General features: G+C 75.0%; 20 protein-coding genes and 1 pseudogene. 7 read left to right on the plus strand and 14 right to left on the minus strand.

Annotated features, from left to right (window positions below; all coding sequences use genetic code 11):
* Positions 1–41 precede the first annotated feature (41 nt).
* From ATJ88_RS11970 to rplU, 5 genes are all read right to left on the minus strand, one after another.
* Complete coding sequence (locus ATJ88_RS11970) at positions 42–1,373, minus strand: glutamate-5-semialdehyde dehydrogenase (protein ID WP_098464017.1); 1,332 nt, start codon at positions 1,371–1,373, stop codon at positions 42–44.
* A 10-nt stretch (positions 1,374–1,383) separates the two neighbouring features.
* Positions 1,384–2,538 (minus strand): glutamate 5-kinase, encoded by a 1,155-nt coding sequence (proB, locus tag ATJ88_RS11975; protein WP_098464018.1) that lies wholly within the window; start codon positions 2,536–2,538, stop codon positions 1,384–1,386.
* Between the two features lie 25 nt (positions 2,539–2,563).
* Positions 2,564–4,087, minus strand: coding sequence for a GTPase ObgE (gene obgE, locus ATJ88_RS11980; protein WP_098464019.1), 1,524 nt, complete (start codon positions 4,085–4,087; stop codon positions 2,564–2,566).
* 104 nt (positions 4,088–4,191) lie between these two features.
* Positions 4,192–4,449, minus strand: coding sequence for a 50S ribosomal protein L27 (gene rpmA / locus ATJ88_RS11985; RefSeq protein WP_068200391.1), 258 nt, complete (start codon positions 4,447–4,449; stop codon positions 4,192–4,194).
* A 64-nt stretch (positions 4,450–4,513) separates the two neighbouring features.
* Positions 4,514–4,822, minus strand: coding sequence for a 50S ribosomal protein L21 (gene rplU / locus ATJ88_RS11990; RefSeq protein ID WP_098465315.1), 309 nt, complete (start codon positions 4,820–4,822; stop codon positions 4,514–4,516).
* A 270-nt stretch (positions 4,823–5,092) separates the two neighbouring features.
* Between rplU and ATJ88_RS11995 the strand changes: the two genes are divergently transcribed.
* Together ATJ88_RS11995 and ATJ88_RS12000 are read left to right on the plus strand one after the other, a co-directional pair.
* Positions 5,093–5,677, plus strand: a complete 585-nt coding sequence (locus tag ATJ88_RS11995; RefSeq protein WP_098464020.1) for a protein-L-isoaspartate O-methyltransferase family protein — start codon at positions 5,093–5,095, stop codon at positions 5,675–5,677.
* A gap of 180 nt (positions 5,678–5,857) precedes the next feature.
* Complete coding sequence (locus ATJ88_RS12000) at positions 5,858–6,958, plus strand: fatty acid desaturase family protein (protein ID WP_098464021.1); 1,101 nt, start codon at positions 5,858–5,860, stop codon at positions 6,956–6,958.
* Here the strand turns inward: ATJ88_RS12000 and ATJ88_RS12005 are convergent.
* Together ATJ88_RS12005 and ATJ88_RS12010 are read right to left on the minus strand one after the other, a co-directional pair.
* Complete coding sequence (locus ATJ88_RS12005) at positions 6,952–7,530, minus strand: thymidine kinase (RefSeq protein ID WP_098464022.1); 579 nt, start codon at positions 7,528–7,530, stop codon at positions 6,952–6,954. The genes ATJ88_RS12000 and ATJ88_RS12005 overlap by 7 nt on opposite strands.
* A 35-nt stretch (positions 7,531–7,565) precedes the next feature.
* A complete protein-coding gene (locus ATJ88_RS12010) occupies positions 7,566–11,255 on the minus strand; it encodes an Rne/Rng family ribonuclease (RefSeq protein WP_245852389.1) in 3,690 nt (1,229 codons plus the stop codon).
* Positions 11,256–11,735: 480 nt separating this feature from the next.
* Between ATJ88_RS12010 and ATJ88_RS12015 the strand changes: the two genes are divergently transcribed.
* The 5 genes from ATJ88_RS12015 to ATJ88_RS12035 are packed head-to-tail and all read left to right on the plus strand — an operon-like array spanning position 11,736 to position 18,789.
* Entirely contained in the window at positions 11,736–13,235 is a 1,500-nt protein-coding gene (locus ATJ88_RS12015; RefSeq protein WP_098464023.1) for a cytochrome ubiquinol oxidase subunit I, read from the plus strand.
* A gap of 25 nt (positions 13,236–13,260) precedes the next feature.
* Positions 13,261–14,310 (plus strand): cytochrome d ubiquinol oxidase subunit II, encoded by a 1,050-nt coding sequence (gene cydB, locus ATJ88_RS12020; RefSeq protein ID WP_098464024.1) that lies wholly within the window; start codon positions 13,261–13,263, stop codon positions 14,308–14,310.
* A gap of 1 nt (position 14,311) precedes the next feature.
* Positions 14,312–16,036, plus strand: a complete 1,725-nt coding sequence (gene cydD, locus ATJ88_RS12025) for a thiol reductant ABC exporter subunit CydD (RefSeq protein WP_098464025.1) — start codon at positions 14,312–14,314, stop codon at positions 16,034–16,036.
* Positions 16,029–17,804 (plus strand): thiol reductant ABC exporter subunit CydC, encoded by a 1,776-nt coding sequence (cydC, locus tag ATJ88_RS12030; RefSeq protein ID WP_098464026.1) that lies wholly within the window; start codon positions 16,029–16,031, stop codon positions 17,802–17,804. Before cydD ends, cydC begins: the two co-directional genes overlap by 8 nt.
* Before the next feature lie 40 nt (positions 17,805–17,844).
* Positions 17,845–18,789, plus strand: coding sequence for a phosphoglycerate dehydrogenase (locus tag ATJ88_RS12035; protein ID WP_098464027.1), 945 nt, complete (start codon positions 17,845–17,847; stop codon positions 18,787–18,789).
* 78 nt (positions 18,790–18,867) lie between these two features.
* On the opposite strand, the gene mutM is transcribed toward ATJ88_RS12035, so the two are convergent.
* The 7 genes and pseudogenes from mutM to rsmD form a co-directional block, all read right to left on the minus strand.
* Positions 18,868–19,800 carry a bifunctional DNA-formamidopyrimidine glycosylase/DNA-(apurinic or apyrimidinic site) lyase gene (mutM, locus tag ATJ88_RS12040; protein WP_098464028.1) on the minus strand — a complete coding sequence of 311 codons (933 nt, stop codon included), beginning with the start codon at positions 19,798–19,800 and terminating at the stop codon, positions 18,868–18,870.
* Positions 19,793–20,530 (minus strand): ribonuclease III, encoded by a 738-nt coding sequence (gene rnc / locus ATJ88_RS12045; protein WP_098464029.1) that lies wholly within the window; start codon positions 20,528–20,530, stop codon positions 19,793–19,795. Before rnc ends, mutM begins: the two co-directional genes overlap by 8 nt.
* Position 20,531: 1 nt before the next feature.
* A complete protein-coding gene (gene rpmF / locus ATJ88_RS12050) occupies positions 20,532–20,726 on the minus strand; it encodes a 50S ribosomal protein L32 (RefSeq protein ID WP_098464030.1) in 195 nt (64 codons plus the stop codon).
* 2 nt (positions 20,727–20,728) lie between these two features.
* The gene (locus tag ATJ88_RS12055) at positions 20,729–21,280 is read right to left on the minus strand and encodes a YceD family protein (protein ID WP_245852391.1); all 552 of its coding nucleotides are present in this window, start codon (positions 21,278–21,280) and stop codon (positions 20,729–20,731) included.
* 190 nt (positions 21,281–21,470) lie between these two features.
* Positions 21,471–22,025 carry an ATP synthase subunit B family protein gene (locus ATJ88_RS12060; RefSeq protein ID WP_098464031.1) on the minus strand — a complete coding sequence of 185 codons (555 nt, stop codon included), beginning with the start codon at positions 22,023–22,025 and terminating at the stop codon, positions 21,471–21,473.
* An 11-nt stretch (positions 22,026–22,036) separates the two neighbouring features.
* Positions 22,037–22,528: a pantetheine-phosphate adenylyltransferase gene (gene coaD / locus ATJ88_RS12065; protein WP_098464032.1), complete on the minus strand. Its 492-nt coding sequence runs from the start codon at positions 22,526–22,528 to the stop codon at positions 22,037–22,039.
* 22 nt (positions 22,529–22,550) lie between these two features.
* A pseudogene (gene rsmD / locus ATJ88_RS12070) lies at positions 22,551–23,192 on the minus strand (16S rRNA (guanine(966)-N(2))-methyltransferase RsmD); the annotation flags it as partial.
* Positions 23,193–23,201: the final 9 nt, after the last annotated feature.

Consider the following 23,201-nt stretch of genomic DNA (forward strand, 5'->3'; position numbering starts at 1 on the left):
TGTCTGGATCAGAACGGTGGACAGTCTCTCACGACCCCGTGTCAGGGCCGCACGTGCCCGTCGCCGTGCACGACCCACTTGGTCGTGGTCAGCTCGGCGAGGCCCATCGGCCCCCGGGCGTGCAGCTTCTGGGTGGAGATCCCGATCTCCGCGCCGAGCCCGAGCTGGCCGCCGTCGGTGAACCGCGTCGAGGCGTTGACCATGACGGCCGCGGAGTCCACCTCGGCGACGAACCGGTCCGCGGAGCGCAGGTCGCGGGTCACGATCGCCTCGGTGTGGCCCGAGCTCCAGGTGCGGATGTGCGCCACGGCCTCGTCCAGGGAGTCCACGACGCGCACCGCGAGCTCGAGCGCCAGGTACTCCGTCGCCCAGTCGTCGTCGGTCGCGGGCGTCACCTCGACCGACTCGGGCGCGAGCGCGGTCGCCCGCGCGTCGCCGTGCAGCGCGACGCCGGCACCGCCGAGGGCGGCGAGCGCCGCCGGCAGGAAGGCGTCGGCGACGTCGCGGTGGACGAGGAGCGTCTCGGCGGCGTTGCACACGCCCACGCGCTGCGTCTTGGCGTTCATGACGATCTCGACGGCGGTCGCGACGTCGGCGGTGGCGTCGACGTAGACGTGGACGTTGCCCGTGCCGGTCTCGATGACGGGCACCGTGGACTGCTCGACGACGGTGCGGATGAGGTCCGCCCCGCCGCGCGGCACGAGCAGGTCGACCAGACCGCGGGCACGCATGAGCGCCACGCCCCCCGCGCGGCCGTACGCGTCGATGGACTGCACGAGGTCGGCCGGCAGGCCCTGGGCCTCCAGCGCACGGCGCATCACCTCGACGATCACCGTGTTCGACGACGCGGCGGCGCTGCCACCACGCAGAATCACGGCGTTGCCGGACTTCAGGGCGAGCCCTGCGGCGTCGACCGTGACGTTCGGCCGGGCCTCGTAGATCATCCCGACCACGCCCATCGGCACGCGCAGCTGGCGCACCCGCAGGCCGTTCGGCAGCGTCTGGCCGCGCACCACCTCGCCCACGGGGTCGGGCAGCGCGGCCAGGGCCCGCAGCGCGTCGGCGATGTCCGCGACCCGCGCCCCGGTCAGCACGAGCCGGTCCAGCAGGCCGTCGCTCATGCCGGCGGCGCGGCCGCGCTCCACGTCCTCGCCGTTCGCGGCGACGATCTCGTCGGCGGCGGCGACCAGCGCGTCCGCCACGGCGTGCAGCGCCGCGTCCTTCGTCGCCCGGGTGGCCGTGACGAGGGCGCGGGAGGCGACCTGGGACCGCCGCGCGACGTCGCGCACTGCGGACTCCACCTCGGGCTCCGGCCCCGGTCGTCCACCGTCGTGCGTCGTGGCGGGCAGTGAGGCGGACGTCGTGGTGGTCATGGACCGAACACTACGACGCGGACGCCGACGAGGACAGGCCCGTCCGTCCGTCGAGCACCAGGTCGTCGCGGTGCACGACCTCACGGTCGTAGCCCTCCCCCAGGTCGTCGCGCAGCTCGAACGTGGACCGTCCCAGCAGGCCGGGGAGCTCGGCCGCGTCGTAGGCGACCAGCCCGCGGGCGACGACGCCGCCGTCGGGCGCGACCAGCTCGACGGGGTCGCCGGCGTCGAACGCGCCCTCGACGCGGGTGATCCCGGCGGGCAGCAGCGACGCCCGGCCGCCGAGGACGGCGTGCGCCGCCCCCGCGTCGAGGTGCAGGCGCCCCGCGGTGCGGGCGGCGTGCGCGATCCACAGCCGCCGCGTCGTCTCCTTCTTGGCCTCGGCGGCGAAGAACGTGCCGACGTCCTCGCCGGCCAGCGCGGCCCGCACGTTCCCGGCGGCGGTCAGCACGACCGGGACGCCCGCGGAGGCCGCGATGCGCACCGACTCCAGCTTGGTGACCATGCCGCCGGTACCCACCGAGCTGCCGCGGCCCGTCACCTCGACGCCCGCGACGTCCGCGAGGTCGGTGACGAGCGGGATCCGGCGTGCGCCGGGACGGCTGGGGGGCGCGTCGTGGAGCCCGTCGACGTCGGTGAGGAGCACCATCGCGTCGGCGCGCACCAGGTGCGAGACGAGCGCGGCGAGCCGGTCGTTGTCCCCGAACCGGAGCTCGTCGACCGTCACCGCGTCGTTCTCGTTGACGACGGGCACCACGCCGAGCGCCAGGAGCTTGTCGAGCGACCGCTGCGCGTTGCGGTAGCGCGCCCGCCGGACGGTGTCCTCGGCGGTGAGCAGCGCCTGGCCGACACCGATCCCGTGCTCCGCGAACGCCTCGGTGTACCGGGCCACGAGCTGGCCCTGCCCGAGCATCGCGCACGCCTGCATCGTCGCCAGGTCCCGGGGGCGCGACACGAGCCCGGCCGGGCCGATGCCGGCGGCGACCGCTCCGGACGTCACGAGCACGACCTCGCCGCCCGCCCGGCGTCGCTCGGCCAGGACGTCCACCAGCGCGCGCAGCGCCACGACGTCCAGGTGCCCGTCCGGTCGCGTCAGCGACGACGAGCCGATCTTGACGACGACGCGGTGCGCGGCGGGCAGGGCGGAGCGGGGCGAGGTGTTCACGTGCCCATCATCGCCGGTCGCCGGGTCAGTCGTCCGAGGGGTCCGCCCAGTGACCGGCGCTGCGCTCGGTCCAGAGCTCCTCGCGGGCGGCGGTCTTGGCGTCCATGCGCTCGGTGTACTCCTTGCGCTTCTGCCCGCGCGTCGGACGGGACGCGTCCTCCAGACGCAGGTCGGTGCCGCGCGCGCCGAGCAGCTCGACGCCGGCGGCCATCGTCGGCTCCCAGTCGAACACGACGGCGTCGGCGTCGGTGCCGATCCGCACCTCGTCGCCCGCCACCGCGCCGGTCTTGAGCAGCCGGTCCTCGACGCCCAGCTTCGCGAGCCGGTCCGCGAGGAAGCCGACGGCCTCGTCGTTGTTGAAGTCCGTCTGGCGGACCCAGCGCTGCGGCTTGGCGCCCTGCACGAGGAAGTACACCCCGCCGGTGGAGCCGTCCGTGCGCCGCTCGACGGTGAAGCCTGCGTCGTCAACCGCGCGCGGCCGCAGCACCACCCGCGTCGCCTCGGGGGCGGGGGCGGCCGCCCGGGCCTCCTCGACGAGCTCGGCGAGCGCGAACGTCAGCGGCCGCAGGCCCTCGTGGGAGGCCGTCGAGACCTCGAAGACCCGCAGCCCGCGGGCCTCGAGCTCCGGACGCACGAACTCGGCGAGCTCGCGCGCCTCGGGCACGTCGATCTTGTTGAGAACGACCAGGCGCGGACGCTCGGTCAGCGGCACGCGGCCGCCGGAGATCCCCAGGTCGCCGGAGTAGGCGGCGAGCTCGGCCTCGAGGGCGTCGAGGTCGCTCAGCGGGTCCCGGCCCGGCTCCAGGGTGGCGCAGTCGAGCACGTGCACGAGCACCGCGGTGCGCTCGATGTGCCGCAGGAACTCCAGCCCGAGGCCGCGGCCCTCGCTCGCCCCCGGGATGAGGCCCGGGACGTCCGCGATCGTGTAGCGGGTGTCACCGGCCTGCACGACACCCAGGTTCGGCACGAGCGTGGTGAACGGGTAGTCGGCGATCTTGGGGCGCGCGGCCGACACCGTGGCGACGAGCGACGACTTGCCGGCGCTGGGGAACCCGACGAGCGCGACGTCCGCGATCGACTTCAGCTCCAGGACGACGTCGCGCTCCTCGCCCGGCTCGCCGAGCAGCGCGAAGCCGGGGGCCTTGCGCTTCGGGGAGGCCAGCGCCTTGTTGCCGAGGCCGCCGCGGCCGCCCTGCGCGACGACGAACTCCGTGCCCGCGCCGACCAGGTCGGCCAGCACCTCGCCGGAGCGGTCCTTGACGACCGTGCCGTCGGGCACGCGCAGGACCAGGTCGCCACCCTTGGCGCCGTCCCGCTCGTCACCCATGCCCTGCCCGCCGCGCGGGGCGCGCCGGTGGGGCGAGTGGTGGTACTCGAGCAGCGTGGTCGCCTGCGGGTCGACGACCAGCACGACGCTGCCGCCGTCACCGCCGTTGCCGCCGTCGGGGCCGGCGAGCGGCTTGAACTTCTCGCGGCGGATGGAGGCGACACCGTGCCCGCCGTCACCACCGGCGGCGTGCAGGACGACGCGGTCGACGAAGCTGGCCATGGACTGATCCTCTCAGGGACGGCGGACCGGGAACAGCGCGAGGGGCGCACCGCAGCAACGGTGCGCCCCTCGTGCCCCCGGATGGGGGAAGTGCGTGCGGAGGCTCAGGCCTCGACCGTGACGATGTCGACGACCTTGCGGCCACGACGCGTCGCGAACGCGACCGAGCCGGCCTGCAGCGCGAACAGCGTGTCGTCGCCGCCGCGGCCGACGTTCTCGCCCGGGTGGAAGTGGGTGCCGCGCTGGCGGACCAGGATCTCGCCGGCGTTGACGACCTGGCCGGCGTAGCGCTTCACGCCGAGGGACTTGGCGTTCGAGTCGCGACCGTTGCGCGAGGAGCTCGCGCCCTTCTTGTGTGCCATGACGGGCCTGCTTTCTGGGAGGTACGAAGAATGGGAGTCCGCGCGGGCACCTGCCCGCGGGAGATCACTTGATGCCGGTGACCTTGAGGCGGGTCAGCTCCTGGCGGTGACCCTGGCGCTTGCGGTAGCCGGTCTTGTTCTTGTACTTCTGGATGGAGATCTTCGGACCCCGGAGGTCACGGACGATCTCGGCGGTGACCTTCACCTTCGCGAGCTCGGCGGCGTCGGTGGTCACCTTCTCCCCGTCCACGAGCAGGATCGCGGTCAGCTCGACGGAGTCGCCGGCCTGGCCCTTGACGCGGTCCATGACGACGATGTCGCCGACGGACACCTTCTCCTGACGGCCGCCGGTCTTGACGATCGCGTACACCATGTTGATGCTCATCTCTTCTGGTCTTGGCGTGCTCGCACGACGTCGGTCACCGGCTTGGTCTGGAACTCGGCCCGCCGCAGCGGTCGAGTGCGGTGCGCCGAGGGCACACGGGACAGGCGCACCGTGGGCGCGCCGACGCAACACTTTACGCGACGCCCCCGCCCGGGACAAGCACGCCGGTGGCGGCCACGGCGTGACGTGGCGCACGATCCGTCGCGCGCGCCCGGACGTCGAGGGGCGGACGCCCGACCCGCGACGCAGGATGGATCGATGACCGGACCCGTCGGGGACGACGCCGTCGGCCGCGCGTTCGCCGCGGTCGACCGCCGCCTCTTCCTGCCCTGGGCGCAGCGCGGGCACGCCGCCGAGGACCGCCCCCTGCCCATCGGGCACGGGCAGACCTGCTCGCAGCCGTCCACCGTCGCGGCCATGCTCCGCCTGCTCGACGTCCCGCCCGGCACGAGCGTCCTCGACGTCGGCGCGGGCTCCGGCTGGACGACCGTCCTGCTCGCCCGGCTCACCGGCCCCGCCGGCACCGTGCTCGGCGTCGAGCGCGTCCCCGAGCTGGCCGCGTGGGGCGCGGCCAACGTGGCCCGTGCGGCCGTGCCCTGGGCGCGGCTGCTTCCCGCCGCCCGCGGGGTGCTGGGCGCGCCCCGCGACGACGGCTGGCCCCGCGTCCTGGTGTCCGCCTCCCCCGACGTCCTGCCGCCCGCCCTGGTCGACCAGGTCGCCCCCGGCGGGCGGATGGTCATCCCGGTCGCCGGGACGATGCTCGTCGTCGACCGGGCCGCCGACGGGTCGGTGCAGCTCACCGAGCACGGCACCTACCGGTTCGTCCCGCTGGTCGAGGACTGACCGCGCCGGGCCGCGGCTGCCGGCCGGCCGTCGCCGGACCGGCCGCGGACCTGCGCGAGACCTTCACGTCCGCCCGTCGGCGCCGCAACCTACGGTCCCGTAGGCTCGGGCCACCGGCGGCCCCCGTCACCGGCACCACCTCGGCTGAGAAGTCGACACCGACATCTGAGCGAGGCAGGCATGACCGTTGCGAGCACGTCCACGATCGAGACCACCGCACCGCCGCCCAGGGCCGCGCAGCGGCACACCGGGAGCTACGCGCAGCTCTCCCGGGAGGTCCGCGAGGCCGGGCTGCTGCGGCGCAGCTACACCTACTACCTCGTCACGGCGTCCGTGATCGCGGTCGGTCTCGGCGGCGTCGTGACGGGCATGGTCCTGCTCGGCGACTCGTGGTTCCAGCTCCTCATGGCGGGCGCGCTCGGGATCCTGCTGACCCAGATCGCGTTCCTCACCCACGAGGCCGCGCACAGGCAGGTGTTCGCCACGGGCCCCGTCAACGACCGCGTCGGCCGGTGGCTCGCGAACGCCGTCGTGGGGATCAGCTACTCCTGGTGGATGTCGAAGCACACCCGCCACCACGCCAACCCGAACCAGGTGGGCAAGGACCCCGACATCGCCCCGGACACCATCCGGTTCACCCCCGAGTCGGCGCAGGAGGTCCGCGGCCCGATGCGCCTGCTCGTGCGCCACCAGGGCTGGCTGTTCTTCCCGCTGCTCACCCTCGAGGGCCTCAACCTGCACGTCACGTCCGTGCGGTCGCTGCTCCGGGGCGACCCGGCCACCCGGCCGGCGCGCCGGCGCGAGCTCGTCACCATCGCCGTCCGGCTGACGGCGTACGTCGCCCTCCTCGCGTGGATCTTCCCGCCCGGGCTCGCCGCCGCGTTCCTCGGCGTCCAGATGGCCGTGTTCGGCGTCTACATGGGTGCGTCGTTCGCCCCCAACCACAAGGGCATGGCGCTCGTCGAGCCCGGCGCCAAGCTCGACTTCCTGTCCAAGCAGGTGCTGACGTCCCGCAACATCACCGGCGGCTGGTTCATGGACGTGCTCATGGGCGGTCTCAACCACCAGGTCGAGCACCACCTCTTCCCGAGCATGCCGCGCCCGCACCTGGGCCGGGCGCGCGCCCTCGTGCGCGAGCACTGCTCCCGGCACGGCGTGCCCTACACGGAGACGACGCTGCTGCGGTCGTACGCCATCGTCGTGCAGCACCTCAACCGGGTGGGGCTCGGCGCCCGCGACCCGTTCGACTGCCCGCTGCGCCAGGAGCTGCGCGGCTACTGAGCCGCCACCCACCGGTGGGCGCGGCAGCGGGCCTCGTAGGACTCCTGCCCGCCCACGAGCGCGGGGTCGGCGAGGGTCGCGTCGCCCTCGTCCGCGACGAGCCGCACGTGGTAGGCGGCGTCGCGGCCGCACACCACGCACACGGCGGTCAGCCGGGTGACGGACTCCGCCAGCGCCATGAGGCTCGGCAACGGCTCGAACGGGCGCCCGTCGAACGTCACCGTCAGGCCCGCGACGACGACGTCGAGGCCGTCGTCGGCCAGCCCCTGGACGACGTCGACCAGGGCCGGCCCGAAGAACTGCGCCTCGTCGACGGCGACCAGGTCCACGTCGGGCTTCACCAGCGCGGGGATCGCCGCCGCGTCGTCGACGCTCACCGACTCCACCGCCAGGCCGGTGTGGGTCGCGACCCGGCCCACCCCGCTGCGCACGTCGAGGGCGTGCGCGACGACGAGGGTGCCGCGCCCGGCGATGCGGGCGCGGTCCACCCGACGCACCAGCTCGGTGGACTTGCCGGCGAACATGGGTCCGCCGACCACCTCCAGGCGACCGGGGGCTCGACCGTGGTCCATGCGGACCAGTCAAGCACCCCGGCCGCACGGGGTGCTCACGGGGTGGCGGTCAGCGCCTGATCCGTGTCATCAGCCGGCTCAGGAGACCCTTCGTCCCCGGCTCCTTTGCCCGCGGGCTCGGGGGCGGCGACGGGCTCGGCGTCCGCGGGGACGTCCGGCGTGGGCTCCTCCATGGTGGCGGACTCCGCGGCCGGCTCGACGGCCGGCTCGGAGCCGCCGACCTCCGGAGCGGTGTCCGGGGCCGTGGTGTCCGCGTCCACCGCGGCAGCGGGCGCCGGCTCGTCGGCCGGAGCGGCCGACCCGGAACCGTCGTGGTCGTGCTCGTGCTCGTGGGCGTGCGCCGCGGCGGCGGCGATCGTCGCGAGGGTGGCCTTGACCGCCTTGCGCGCCTCCGACTCGTCCTCGGGCAGCTTCGGGACCTCGCCGTGCGGCTGCTCCTCGGTGCGCCCGCCGCGCTTGCGGCGCGACCGCTTGGACGCGCCCTCGGGCTCCGACGCGGGGGCGTGGGCCGCACCGCCGCGCTCGATCGGGTCGTCGTGCACGATGAAGCCGCGGCCCTTGCAGTGCTCGCAGGTGGACGAGAACGCCTCGACCAGGCCCTGACCGACACGCTTGCGCGTCATCTGGACCAGACCGAGCGACGTCACCTCCGCCACCTGGTGCTTCGTGCGGTCCCGGCCGAGGCACTCGACCAGACGACGCAGCACGAGGTCGCGGTTGGACTCCAGCACCATGTCGACGAAGTCGATGACGATGATGCCGCCGATGTCCCGCAGCCGGAGCTGGCGGACGATCTCCTCCGCGGCCTCGAGGTTGTTGCGGGTCACCGTCTCCTCGAGCGTGCCGCCCGAACCGGTGAACTTGCCCGTGTTGACGTCCACGACCGTCATCGCCTCGGTGCGGTCGATGACGAGCGAGCCGCCGGACGGCAGCCACACCTTGCGGTCCATGCCCTTGGCGAGCTGCTCGTCGATCCGGTGCCGCGCGAACACGTCGCCGTTCTCGACGAACCGGGTGACGCGCTCGCGCAGGTCCGGGGCCAGCTCGGCGACGTACGACGAGATCTCCGACCAGGCGTTCTCGCCCTGGACGACCAGCGAGCTGAAGTCGTCGTTGAAGATGTCGCGCACGACGCGGATCGCCATGTCGGGCTCGCCCTGGAGCAGCGCCGGGGCGCTGGTGGAGGACTTGTCCGCCTTCGCGGAGATGGCCTGCCACTGCGACTGGAGGCGCTCGACGTCCGCGCGGAGCTCGTCCTCGGACGCACCCTCGGCGGCCGTGCGCACGATGACGCCCGCGCCGTCCGGCACGACGTCGCGCAGGATCTTCTTGAGGCGGCTGCGCTCGGTGTCGGGCAGCTTGCGCGAGATGCCGGTCATGCCGCCGCCGGGCACGAACACGAGGTAGCGGCCCGCCAGCGTGATCTGCGACGTGAGGCGCGCACCCTTGTGCCCGATGGGGTCCTTGGTCACCTGGACGAGGACGGAGTCGCCCGACTTGAGGGCCTCCTCGATGCGGCGCGGCTGCCCCTCGACGCCCGCGGCGTCCCAGTTGACCTCGCCGGCGTACAGCACGGCGTTGCGGCCCTTGCCGACGTCGACGAACGCCGCCTCCATGGAGGGCAGCACGTTCTGCACGCGGCCCAGGTAGACGTTGCCGACCATCGAGGCCTGCGCCTGCTGGGACACGTAGTGCTCCACGAGGACGCCGTCCTCGAGCACGGCGATCTGGGTCCGGCCGCCCTGCTCGCGCACGATCATGGACCGGTTGACGGCCTCGCGGCGCGCGAGGAACTCCGCCTCGGTGATGATCTGGCGGCGACGACCCTGGTCGCGGCCCTCGCGGCGACGCTGACGCTTCGCCTCGAGGCGCGTCGAGCCCTTGAGCGCCGCGATCTCGTCGTCCACGCGGGGCGTGCGGGCCTCGCGCTCCGTCGTGCGACCGCCACGGCGGCGACGGCGACGGCGACGGCTCGACGACGACTGCTCGTCGTCGACGTCCACCTCGTCGGCGGAGCCGGCGTCGGCCTGCTCGTCACCTTCGGCCTCGGGGGCGTCGGTGCGCTCCTCGCCCGCGGCGTCGTCGTCCGCGACGTCCGCGGCGGCGGAGGACGTCTCGTCCTCGTCGTCCTCGTCGTCGCCGACCTCGTCGTGCTCGGGGCGGCGACCGCTGCGCCGGCCGCGGCCACCGCGGCGGCGACGGCGGCGCGGACGGATCTCCGTCTCCTCGCCGTCGTCCAGGAAGTCCTCCGGGCCGAGCTCGACCAGCTCGAGACCCTCGGCCACGAGCTCCGACTCGATCTCCTCGACCTCGCCCACGGCGGCCTCGTCGGCCTCGGTGAGGTCGATCGGCTCGGTCACGGGTGCCTCGGTCGTCCCGGGCTCGACCTGCTCGGCGTCGGACGCACGGTCCGCGGCGGCCCGCGGGGCGGCCCCGGAGTCGTCCTGGGCACCGGACGGGCGGTCCGCGGCCTGCTCGGCGCGGCCCGTCGACCGGGTGGCCCGACGCGAGCGACCGGTCCGTCCGGTCGAGCCGGCGGTGGTCCGGGTGCCCGCCTCCGCGGCGGGCTGCTCGGTGGCGGGCTGCTCGGTGGCGGGTGCCTCGACGGCGGCCTCGGTGGTGCTCGGCGCCTCGGTGGCGGTGTCGGCCGCGGCCGCCTCGGCCGCCTTGCCCTGCGCGCGGCGGCGGGAACGAGCGGTGGAGAGGTCGGGCGCCTGGAACAGCAGGGCCGTCGTGGCGAGGCGGGGCGTACCGGTGGGCTGCGGAGCGGGCTCCGCCGCGGCGCGACGCGCGCCGCCGCGCGGGGAGCGCGAGGTCGACCGGGTGGACGGCTTCTCGTCCGCGGCCGGGGCGTCCTGCGCGGGTGCGTCCTGCGCGGACGCGCCGGACGCCGGGGTGTCCGTGGACCGGGCGTCCGCGGCGGCCGCGTCGGCCTTCCTCGCGGCTTCGGTGCTGCGCGAGGCACGGCGACGACGAGCCGGGGCGGCCGCCTGCTCCTGCGGCGCCTCGGCCTCGGCCTCGGCACCCTGCTCGGGGGCCGGCTCGGCGGCACGCTTGCGGCCGCGCGACGCGCCCTGTGCGGCGGGCGCACCCGGGCCGGCGGGCAGGACGATGTCGTCGAGGCTCAGCGTCGACGCGGCCGTCGCGGCCGGCTCGGCGGCGACGGGAAGGTCGAGGTCGACCGCGGGCGCGGACGGCGCGTCGGCGCCGTCGGCCTCGGCGGCGGTTGCCGCGACCTCCTCGGTGGGCTCCGCGGGCTCCTCCGGGGCCGCGGCGGCCTCCTTGGCGGGCTTGCGGGTCGCGCGCGACCGGCGGGTCGTCGCCCGGGCGGCGGGGGCCTCGTCCGGCTGGTCCGCTGCGGCCGGACCGGTGGTCTCGGCGGCGGTCGGCTCGACCTGCTCGGCAGCGGCCGGCTCGGTGGGCTCCGCGACGGCGGGCTCGGCCGGGCGGGTCGCGGCGGTGGTGGACCGGGTGGCGCGGCGCGAGCGGCGCGCGGGCTTCTCGGCGGTGGTCCCGGCCGGCTCGGTCGCGGCCGCGGCGGCGGGGGCGGGGGCGGCCGGCTCGACGACGGGCTCGGGGGCCTGCTCGGCAGGCTCGGGCGTCGCCGGGACGACGATCGGCGCGGGCGCCGGCTGGGGGGCGGACGCGGCACGCGTCGCACGGCGGCGCGGTGCGCGGCGCGCGGGGGTGGTGCCGTCGTTCTGCTCGGGGGTCTCGGACGTCACGGAAGGTGCTCCTGCTCCGCGAGGGCCCACCCACACCTGCGGGCCGCCGCGGCGGTCGTCGTCGGTCGGTGGCACCGCTGGGGCGCCACCCGGACGGAAGTCTCGGTCTCGGCCACGACCCTGCCGTCTTCGCGGACGCCGAGCGACCAGTCCCTTCGTGCCCGGTCGCGGCACCGCGTGCGGACGCAGGGGCCGCAAGCTCGCCGACCGCCGGAGGGTGTGCCCCGGTGGTCATCGAGCCAGTATCGCACCTTCCACCGCTCGCGGCTGCGCGGTTCATGACGCGGCGTGGCGTCCGCCACATCCGGACGAACCGGGTTGACTTGTGAAGGCCTTCACGAAAAGGTCGTGAAAGTCTTCACAACCCCCCGGTCGGGTGGCGCCGTTCATCGTGCGGACCTGCGACGACGGTCCTACCGTCGATCCCAGGCCCTCGAACGGCCGGCACCGGCCGGGACGGCACGCACCGAAGGAGTCCTCGTGGACGCACTCGAACTGGCCCGGTGGCAGTTCGCCATCACGACCGTCTACCACTTCATCTTCGTGCCGCTGACCATCGGGCTCGCCCCGATCGTCGCCGGCATGCAGACGGCCTGGTTCATCACGAAGAAGGACCACTGGCTGCGCCTGACCAAGTTCTTCGGCAAGCTCCTGCTCATCAACTTCGCCCTCGGCGTCGTCACCGGCATCTGGCAGGAGTTCCAGTTCGGGATGGCGTGGAGCGAGTACTCCCGGTTCGTGGGCGACGTGTTCGGCGCCCCGCTCGCCATGGAGGCCCTCGCCGCGTTCTTCGTCGAGTCCGTGTTCCTCGGCGTCTGGATCTTCGGCTGGGACCGGGTCTCCAAGAAGATCCACCTGGCCTCCATCTGGCTGTTCGCGCTCGCCACCAGCCTGTCGGCGTTCTTCATCCTCGCGGCCAACTCCTGGATGCAGCACCCCGTCGGCACCGTCTACAACCCCGAGACCGGCCGCGCCGAGATGGAGTCCATCTCCGCGGTGCTCACCAACAACACCCTGTGGGCCGCGTTCCCGCACACCATCACCGCCGCGTTCCTCACCGCCGGGACGTTCGTCGCCGGCATCGCGACGTGGTGGATGGTGCGGCTCGCCCGCTCGAGGACGCCCGAGAACGTCGAGAAGGCGCGCACCGTCTACCGCCCCGCCGTCCTGGTGGGCGTCTGGGTCATGATCGTCGCCGGCATCGGCGTCGGCCTCTCCGGCGACATCCAGGGCAAGCTCATGTACGAGCAGCAGCCCGGCAAGATGTCGTCCGCCGAGGCCCTCTGCGAGGGCACCGAGTCCGCCGAGTTCTCCATCCTCGCCATCGGTCCCCTCCAGGCGGGCTGCGAGGACGTCAACCACGTGCTGTCGGTCCCCGGCCTGACGAGCTACCTCGGCACCGGCCACTTCTCCGGCGAGGAGTCCTACCTGCCCGGCGTCTACGACGTCCAGCGCGAGTACGCCGAGCGCTACGGCGACGTCACGGTCGACGGCGAGCCCGTCACCTACACGCCCCCGCTCGCCATCACCTACTGGTCGTTCCGCCTCATGATCGGTCTCGCCGCGTTCTCGGTCGCGCTCGCCGTCGCCGCCCTGTGGTTCACCCGCAAGGGCCGGGTGAGCGACAACGTGTGGCTCTCCCGCCTCGGGCTGCTGGCCATCCCCATGCCGTTCCTCGCCTGCTCCTTCGGGTGGATCTTCACCGAGGTCGGCCGCCAGCCCTGGGTCGTGGCGCCCAACCCGACCGGCATCGACCAGGTGCGGCTCCTCACCGACCGCGGCGTCTCCACCGCCGTCCCCCCGGGAGTCCTGCTCGCCTCCATGATCATCCTGACGCTCGTCTACGCCGTCCTGGCGGTCGTCTGGTACCGACTCATGCACCGGTACACGATCGAGGGCGTGCCCGACGCCGTGCGCGACGAGTCGCCCGAGGCGCAGGACCCCGACGAGACCGACCGACCGCTGTCCTTCGCGTACTGACGCGGAAACCGACTGGAGACCTGACGTGGACCTCGCGATCCTCTGGTTCGTCCTCATCGCCGTCCTGTGGACCGGCTACCTCGTGCTCGAGGGCTTCGACTTCGGCGTCGGCATGCTGCTGTCGATCCTGCCCCGGGGTGACAAGGAGCACCGGGAGAAGGAACGACGCGTGCTCGTCAACACCATCGGACCCGTCTGGGACGGCAACGAGGTGTGGCTGCTCACCGCGGGCGGGGCGACGTTCGCCGCGTTCCCCGAGTGGTACGCGACGATGTTCTCGGGCTTCTACATCCCGCTGCTGATCATCCTGCTGGGCCTCGTGGCGCGCGGTGTCGCGTTCGAGTACCGCGGCAAGATCGCCGACGCCGTCTGGGCGCGCCGCTGCGACTGGGCCATCCAGTTCGGCTCCTGGATCCCGGCGGTGATGTGGGGCGTCGCGTTCGGCAACCTCGTGCGCGGCCTCGCCCTCGACGACGCCCACCAGTACGTCGGCGGGTTCTGGGCGCTGCTCAACCCGTTCGCCCTCGTCGGCGGGCTGACCACCACCGTGCTGTTCCTGCTGCACGGCTCCGTGTTCGTCGCGCTGAAGACCGACGGGGACATCCGCGAGCGCTCCGCCCGCCTCGCGTCCGGCCTGGCGGTCGTCGCGCTCGTCGTCGCCGGCGGCTGGGCGATCTGGGCGCAGGTCGCCTACTCCGCCGCCTGGACCTGGGTCGCCGTGCTGCTCGCCGCGGGCTGCCTCGTCGGCGTCGTCGTCACCACCCGGGCCCGCCGGGAGGGCTGGGCGTTCACGCTGTCGGCGATCACCCTGGTCGCCGCGGTCGTGCTGATCTTCGGCTCCATGTACCCGGACGTCATCCCCGGCCTCGACGGCGGCAACTCGCTCACGGTCGCCGAGGCGTCGTCCACGGACTACACCCTGACGATCATGAGCTGGGTCGCCGTCGTGCTCACCCCGCTGGTGCTGGTCTACCAGGGCTGGACCTACTGGGTGTTCCGCCGCCGGCTGTCCACGAAGGACATCCCGGCCCCGGCGGGGCTGTCCTGGCAGAAGATCAAGGACGCGGCGTTCTGACGTGAGACCGCTCGACCCCCGGCTGCTGCGGCAGGCCCGGGCAGCCCGCTCGTACGTCGTCCTCACCACCGCGCTCGGCGTGGTGTCCGCCGCCCTCGTGGTGGTGCAGGCGGTCGCGATCGCGTCCGTCCTCGGTCCTGTCGTCCTGGCGACCAGCCCCGGCGGCGACGGGGAGGTCGACGGGACGTCGCTCGCCCGGTGGCTGACCGTGCTGGCGTGCGTGGTCGTCGGGCGCGCCGTCGTCGCCTGGGCGCAGGAACGGTTCGGGCGCCGGGCCGCGACGCTCGTCGTCGCGGACCTGCGCCGCCAGGTCGTGGCGCACGCGGTCGCGCTCGGGCCGCGGCCGCCGGCCGGGACGTCGCCGTCCGACGTCGCGACGCTCGCCACGCGCGGCCTCGGCGACCTCGAGCCGTACCTGGTGCGGTTCCTGCCACAGCTGCTGCTGACGGCCCTCGTCACCCCGGCGGCCGTGCTGGTCGTGTGGGGCCTGGACTGGGTCTCGGCCGTGGTCGCGGTCGTCACGATCCCGCTGGTGCCGTTCTTCATGTGGCTCATCGGCACGATGACGGCCGGCACGTCCGAGCGGCGGCTCGCCACCGTGGAGCGGCTGGGGTCCCAGGTGCTCGACCTCGTCGCCGGGCTGCCCACGCTGCGGGCGTTCGGCCGCGAGATCGGTCCCGGGGCCCGCGTGCGGGCGCTCGGCGAGTCGTCGCGGCGCGCCACCATGGGCACGCTGCGGATCGCGTTCCTGTCGGGCGCGGTGCTGGAGCTGCTCACCACGCTGTGCGTCGCCGTCATCGCCGTCGGGGTGGGGCTGCGCCTCGTGTACGGCCACATCGAGCTCGTCCCGGCGATCGCCGTGCTCGTCCTCGCGCCCGAGATCTTCCTCCCCCTGCGCCGCGTCGGGTTCGAGTTCCACGCGTCGACCGACGGCATCGCCGCCACCGAGCGGGCGTTCGGGGTGCTGGGTGCCCCCGTGCCGGCGCCGGCCGTGCGCCCCGCCCCCGCCGCGACGGGCGGCGAGCTCGTGCTCGACGACGTCACCGTGCGGGCCCCGGGACGCGACGTCGACGCGCCCGCGCACCTGTCGGCCCGCGTCCGGCTGGGCACCGGGCGGCCCGGGGGCGGGCGGGTCGTGGCGCTGCGCGGCCCCAGCGGCGCCGGCAAGTCGACCCTGGTGCTGCTGCTCCTCGGTCTGCTGCGCCCGGACTCCGGGCGCATCCTGCTGCAACCCCCCACGGGCGCCGACGACCCGGTGGACCTCGCCGACGTCGACGCCGCCACCTGGTGGGACCAGGTCGTGTGGGTGCCGCAGCGCCCCGCCGTCGGCCCCGGGACCGTGCGGGACGTCGTCACCGACGGTCGGACCGTGGACCCCGCCGACCTCGCCGCGGCCGCCGCGACCACCGGCCTCGACGCCGTCCTCGCCGATCTGCCCGCCGGGTGGGACACACCGGTCGGGCTCGGCGGCGTCGGCCTCAGCGTCGGGCAGCGGCAGCGCGTCGCCCTCGCCCGGGCCCTCGTCGGCGCCGCGGACCGTCCCGTCGTCGTCCTCGACGAGCCCACCGCCCACCTCGACGCCCGCGGCGAGCGCTGCGTGCTCGACACGGTGCGGGCCTGGCGCGACGCCGGGCGCACCGTCGTCGTCGTCGCGCACCGCGCGTCCCTGCTGACGCTCGCCGACCAGGTCGTCGACGTCGCCGCCCAGGAGGTGGCCCGTGCCTGACCGTCCGTGGAGCACCCACGACCCGCTGCGCCGGGTCCTGCCGCTGCTGGAGATCCGCTGGTCGCGCGTGGCACGCGCCGTCGGCCTCGGCGTGCTGACCCTGACGTGCGCGATCGGTCTCGCCGCCGCGGCGGCGTGGCTCATCGCCCGCGCCTCCCAGATGCCACCGGTGCTCACCCTGTCGATCGCGACCGTCGGCGTGCGCGCCTTCGGCACCGGCCGCGCGTTCTTCCGCTACCTGGAACGGCTCGCCTCCCACGACGTCGCGCTGCGCGGCATGGCGGCGCTGCGCGCCAACCTGTACGACCGGCTCGCGCGGGGCGGCGCCGACGTCGTGGCGCTGCGCCGCGGCGACCTGCTCGCCCGCGTCGGCGGCGACGTCGACACCGCGGGCGACGTCGTGGTGCGGGCGCTCGTGCCCGGCGCCGTGGCCGTCGTCACCGGCCTCGCGGCCGTCGCGCTGCTCGGCGTGTTCCTGCCCGCCGCCGCCCTCGTGCTGCTCGGCTGCCTGCTGCTCACGGGCGTCCTGTCGCCGTGGCTCGCCTCCCGGGCGTCGGCGTCCGTGGAGGTGCGCGGCGCCGCGGCGCGCGGCGAGGTGTCCGCGCGCACCCTCGAGCTGCTGGAGGACGGTCAGCAGCTCCGCGTCGCAGGCCGGGTCACCGACCGGGTCGACGGGCTGCGCACCGCCGACGACCGGCTCGCCGCCGCCACCGCCGACGGTGCCCGCGTGTCAGCCCTCGGCGCGGCGATCGAGGCGGGGGCGCAGACCCTCGCCGTCCTCGGCTGCCTGCTCGTCGGCATCCCCGCCGCGCTGGCGGGCGACCTGTCGGCCACCGAGCTCGCGGTCGTCGTCCTCACCCCGCTCGCCGTGTTCGAGGTGACCTCGGCGCTGCCGGGCGCCGCCGTCCAGCTGCGCCGGTCGCGGGAGGCCGCCCGGCGCCTGCTCGACCTCCTGCCCGCCGACGCGGCCGCCTCCCCCGCACGGCGGCCCGCCGCGCCGGACGCCGCCGACCCGACCACCGCCGCCGCCCGGGATGTCGTGACGGACGGCACGTTCCTCGGCCTCGACGACGTCGGCGCGGGCTGGCCCGGGCACCCGCCGGTGGTGGCAGGGGTCGACCTGACGCTGCGACCCGGGTCGGTGGTGGCGCTCGCCGGGCCCTCGGGCGTCGGCAAGTCGACGCTGCTGCTCACGGCGGCGGGGCTGCTGCCCCCCACGTCCGGGCGCGTCGACGGCGGCGGGCTGTTCGTCGCGGAGGACGGCCACGTGTTCGGCACCACCCTCCTGGAGAACCTGCGGGTCGCCCGCGCCGACGTCGCGGCCGACGAGGCCACGGAGGCGCTCGCCGCGGTCGGGCTCGACGCCTGGCTCGCGGGGCTGCCCGACGGGCTCGGCACGGTGCTCGGCACCGGCGCGACCGACGTGTCCGGCGGCGAGCGCCGGCGTCTCCTCGTCGCGCGGGCGCTGCTCGCCCCGCACCGGGTGCTGCTCGTCGACGAGCCCGCCGAGCACCTCGACGCCGCCACGGCCGACGCGCTGGTCGACACGCTGGCCGCCCTGGCCCGCGAGACCGGGCGCGCCGTCGTCGTCGCGTCGCACCGGCTCACCCCGCTGGGCACCGCCGACGAGGTGCTGTGGCTGGGTCGCGCGGACGACGGGCCGGCGCGCGTCCTGGCCCGGGGGCCACACGCCGACCTGCTGCACGCCGAGCCCGACTACGGCTGGGCGGCCGCCCAGGAGGACGCGGCCGCGCTGCCGGCCCGCTGACGTCCGCCCGACGGCCGCCCGCTCGGGTAGCGTCACCGCCGTGAAGATCCTTGTCCCGAGCAACGTCCCCTTCGACCTGACCCTCGACGTCGACGGCGTCGTCGTCGCGCCGTACGTCATGCGCGACCCCGTGCCGGACGAGCACGCGGACGCCGAGGCGATCGTCACGTGGGCGAACCCCGCCCCGCTGCTGCGCGACGCCGCCGAGCGGCTGACCGCGCTGCGCTGGGTGCAGACCCTCAGCGCGGGACCGGACCTCGCGCTCGCCGCGGGGTTCGGCCCGAACGTCGTCGTCGCCTCGGGCCGCAGCCTGCACGACGCGACCGTCGCCGAGCACACCCTGGCCCTGCTCCTCGCGTCCGTGCGCCGCCTCGACCGCACGCTCGACGCCCAGCGGCGCCACGAGTGGGACCGGTCGCTCGGCCGGGAGCAGGCGCGCGACGAGCCCGCGTTCACCCTGCACGGCGCGCACGTCGTGCTGTGGGGGTTCGGCTCCATCGCCGTGCGCCTCGCCCCGCTGCTGGAGGCGCTCGGGGCCCGCGTCACCGGCGTGGCGTCCACCGACGGCGAACGCCACGGCTACCCGGTGGTCGCCCAGGAGCGGCTCGCCGAGGTCCTGCCCGGCACCGACGTGCTGGTCTCCCTGCTGCCCGCCACGCCCGCCACCCGGCACGCGCTCGACGCGTCGGTGCTGGCGCTCCTGCCGCCGCACGCCCGGTTCGTCAACGTGGGCCGGGGCAGCACGGTGGACGAGGACGCCCTGGTCGCGGCGCTGCGCTCGGGCACGCTGGCCGGGGCGGCGCTCGACGTGACCGACACCGAGCCGCTGCCCGCCGACTCGCCCCTGTGGGACGCCCCGCACCTGATCCTCACCCCGCACGTCGCGGGGGGCCGCCCGCAGGGCGCGGCCGCGTTCGTCACCGAGCAGGTGCGGCGCTGGCTCGCCGACGGCCCGGCCGGGCTGCGCAACGTCGTCGCCCGCTGACCGGGCGCGCGGCGTGGCGCGGACCGGTGCGAGGCGGCTCGGTCCGCGCCGCGTCGGGCGCGACCAGCGTTCCTGGCGCTACCAGCGGCCCTGGCGCGGGCGCGGCTGGCAGCGCGGACACGTGAACGACGACCGGTTCATGAACTCGTCGCGCCGCACCGGCGTGCCGCAGCGCGGGCACGGCTCCCCCGCCCGGCCGTACGCGGCCAGGGAGCGGGAGAAGTAGCCGGACTCGCCGTTGACGTTGACGTACAGGTCGTCGAAGCTCGTGCCGCCCTGCGTGAGGGACTCGGCCATGACCTCGGTGGCGGCGTCGAGCACGCGGTGCACCGTCGGGCGGGTCATCGCGTCCGTGGGCCGCGCGAAGTGCAGCCGGGCGCGCCACAGCGCCTCGTCGGCGTAGATGTTGCCGACCCCGGACACGACGGTCTGGTCGAGCAGGGCGCGCTTGACGCCGGTGCGCCGACGGCGGACGCGCTCGACGACGGCGTCGCGGTCGAGCGCGGGGTCGAGCAGGTCGCGCGCGATGTGCACCACGGGCTCCGGCACGGCGGCCAGCGCCGACCCCTGCCCCCCCGGCGCCCCGTCACCCGTGGGGGCGAGGTCCGTCACCGACAGGTGGCCGAACGTGCGCTGGTCCACGAAGTCGAGCAGCCGCGCGCCGGACGGCGCGTCGTCGAGGTGGAGCCGCACGCGCAGGTGCGGGTGCGCCCAGTCCCCCGCGACCGCCGGGTCGCGCACCAGGAGCTGGCCCGACATCCCCAGGTGGGCGAGCAGCGCCGCCGCCGGGGTGCCGCCGTCGGCGGGGGCGAGCGGGAGCCACAGGTACTTGCCGCGCCGCACGGCCCCGGCGAGGCGCTGGCCGCGGAGCTGGTCGGCGAACCCGGCCGGGCCGCCCGCGTGCCGGCGGACCGAGTAGTCGCGGAACACCTCGACGTCGCGCACCACGGCGCCGACGACGAGCCGGTCGAGGCCGTCGCGGACGGTCTCGACCTCGGGGAGCTCAGGCACCCGCGGCCTCGGGGGCGTCGGCGCCCGGCAGCGGCGTGGCGACGACCAGCCGGTACGCCTCCTCGGCGGCCGCCTGCTCGGCGTGCTTCTTGGCCGACCCCTCGCCCAGCCCCACGACGGGACCGGTGGTCACCCGGGCGTGGAAGTGGCGGGCGTGCTCGGGGCCCTCGCCGACCACCTCGTACACCGGCGCGGTGAACCCGCGCGCGGCGGCGGCCTCCTGCAGGGAGGTCTTCCAGTCGAGCCCGGCACCCAGGTCGGCGGCATGGTCGAGCGTGTCGTCCACCAGCCGGTGCACGAGCCCGCGCGCGACCTCCAGACCGTGCGACAGGTAGGTGGCGCCCAGCAGCGCCTCGACCGTGTCGGACAGGATGGAGTCCTTGTCGAAGCCGCGGGTGCGCACCTCGCCCTTGCCGAGCAGGATGTAGCGCCCCAGCTCCAGCTCACGCGCGACGGCGGCGAGGGACCGCTGCGAGACGGTCGCGGCCCGCATCTTCGCGAGCTCGCCCTCGGGCTTGTCCGGGTGGCGCCGGTACAGCGCCTCGGTCACGACGAGACCCAGCACGGTGTCGCCGAGGAACTCCAGGCGCTCGTTCGTGGGGATCCCGCCCGCCTCGTGCGCGAACGACCGGTGCGTCAGCGCAAGGACGAGAAGCTCGGGGTCCAGGTGGACCCCGAGCTTCTCGAGAAGGGCGGTCGGCTCCGGTCGAGCAGTACCGCGTGCCGGCATGTCAGCCCGCGTGCTCGGTGCGCAGCGCCTCGGCGTACTGGCGCCCCTTGTAGGTGCCGCAGGTCGGGCACGCCGCGTGGGACAGCTTCTGGCCCTTGCAGTTCGGGCACGTGGCGAGCGGCGTCGCGGTGGTCTTCCACTGCGAGCGGCGCGCACGGGTGTTGCTGCGCGACATCTTGCGCTTGGGAACAGCCACGGTCAGCTCTCTTTCGTCTCGTCGGACACGCCCGATTCCTCGAGCATGGTCTGCAGCGCCGCCCATCGAGGGTCGACGACGTCATGGTGGTGCCCCGGGTCGTCCGCCAGTCGCGCTCCGCACTCGGAGCACAGACCAGGGCAGTCCGGCCGGCACAGCGGTTGAAATGGTAGTGCAGTGACCAGCGAATCCCGAACCGCGGGCTCGATGTCCGCCAGGTCGTCCGTCAGCACCGGCTCGTCCTCGGCGTCCTCGTCGCCCGACTCCTCGGCCGCGGTGGCCCGCTCGGGGTAGAGGAAGAGCTCCTGGACACGCACCGTCACCTGGGTGGACACGTCGTCCAGGCAGCGGACGCACTCGCCGACGGCCGTGGCGCGCACGACCCCCGACACCAGCACGCCCTCCATGACGGACTCGAGCCGCAGGCCCAGCGTCATGTCGGCACCCTCGGGAACACCGATCACCTCCGTGCCCAGGTCGGAGGGCGCAGCGACGACGCGCGCGACCTCCCGCATGGTGCCGGGACGCCGCGTGAGCTCGTGCGTGTCCAGCACGAGCGGCGAGCGCTTCTCGGTGACGATGGCGAATCTCCAGGTGACTGGCGCGCCGCGGAGGCGGTGCGCAGGGGTGTGCCGTGGATGACGGCGGGAAGGACGGCCCGAAGGGCCAGCGACCCAGTCTACGCGATCGTCCGACGTGGGCCAACGCCGCGTGCGCGTGACGTACGCAACGCCGCGCCGGCGCTCAGCGGCGGTCGTCCTCCGGCTCGTCGCCGGGCCATCGCGGCTCCTGCACGTGGTCCCAGCGCACGCGGGGACCGCCGGTGTCCAGCCGCTCCGCGAGGCGCGCCCGCCCCGCCCGGACCTGGGCGGAGACCTTGGTGAGGTCGTCCTCGAGGTCGGCCAGCCGCCCGTCGCAGTACTGGTCGGCGTCGGCGCGCAGCCCGGCGGCCTTCTGCTCGGCCTCCGCGACGATGTCCGCGGCCCGCGCCTGCGCCTGGACGACGACCTGCTCCTCCTGCACGAGCTCGATCGCCCGGGCGCGCGCGGTCGCGAGGATCTCCTCGGCCTGCCGGTGCGCGTCGTCGAGCGCCTGCTCGGCGTCCGCGAGGACCTCGTCGGCGCGCGCCACCTGCGTGGGCACGGCGGCCCGCAGGTCCGCGACGAGCCCGAGCGCGTGGTCGCGGTCGATCTTGACGTTCGTCGACAGCGGCGACGTGCGGGCGTTCTCCACGAGCGCGGCCAGGTCGTCGATGATCTCGAGCAGCCCGGCGGTGGGGTTGGGTGCGGTCTGGGTCATGACGGTGCTCCTCACGCTCGGTGCGCGATCGCGGCGCGCACCGCCTCGGCCGCGGCGCGCGGCACGAGGTCGTCGATCGGCCCGCCGTGGCGGGCGATGTCCTTGACGAGCGACGACGCCACGTGGGCGAAGCGCTGCTCGGCCGGCAGGAAGACGGTCTCGACGCCGCCCAGGTGCCGGTTCATCAGGGCCATGGGGTGCTCGCCGTCGAAGTCCGCACCACCGCGCAGACCCTTGACGACGGCGGTCGCGCCGACGTGACGGCAGAAGTCGACGAGGAGCCCCGGGACCTCCTCGACCCGCACGTCGGCCAGGTCCGGGTCCTCGGCGAGGGCCGCGCGGGCCACCTCGACCCGCTCGGTCGGGCTCAGCAGGGCGTTCTTCGACGCGTTGACGGCGACACCGACCACCACGACGTCGAACAGGCGGCGGGCCCGTCGCACGACGTCGAGGTGACCGAGGGTGATCGGGTCGAACGACCCGGGACAGACGGCGATGCTCACGCCGACACCGTAGGCGCCGTCCTCACCGATCCGTGGGAGGTTCGTCGGCGTCGCCCGGATCTGCGTCCGACCCGCCGGCGTCGACCACCTCGGCGTAGTGGACGGTCGTGTCGCCGTACGTCTTGGCGGCGAACCGGGCGAGCCGGGCGGGCCACGCGGGCTCGCCGCTGCGCTTGGCCCGCTCGACGACGACGACGGCCGACGACGCCAGCACGCCCGGTACGGCGAGGTCCGCGAGGACCGCGTCCAGGACGTCCGCGGCGAGGTCGTACGGCGGGTCGAGGAGCACCAGGTCGAGCCCGTCCCCCGCGCCGGCGCGGGCGGCGTCGGCGAGGCGTGCCGCGTAGCGCTCCGCCGGCTCGGCGAGCACCCGCACGACCGCGCCGAGACCGAGATCGGCGACGTTGCGGCGGGCGACCTCGGCGGCCTTGCGGCCGGAGTCGACGAGGGTGACGCGGGCGGCCCCGCGGCTCGCGGCCTCCAGGCCGAGCGCCCCGGAGCCGGCGAACAGGTCGAGGACGTGGCCGCCGTCGACGACGCCGTCGTGCTCCAGGCGGGAGAACATCGCCTCCCGCACGCGTTCGCTGGTGGGTCGGGTCCCCGACGGCGGCACGACGAGCGTGCGGCCCCCGACGGTCCCCGCGACGATCCTGGTCATGGCGTCGAGCCTAAC

The sequence above is a fragment of the Isoptericola jiangsuensis genome (assembly GCF_002563715.1).
Lineage (GTDB): Bacteria > Actinomycetota > Actinomycetes > Actinomycetales > Cellulomonadaceae > Isoptericola > Isoptericola jiangsuensis.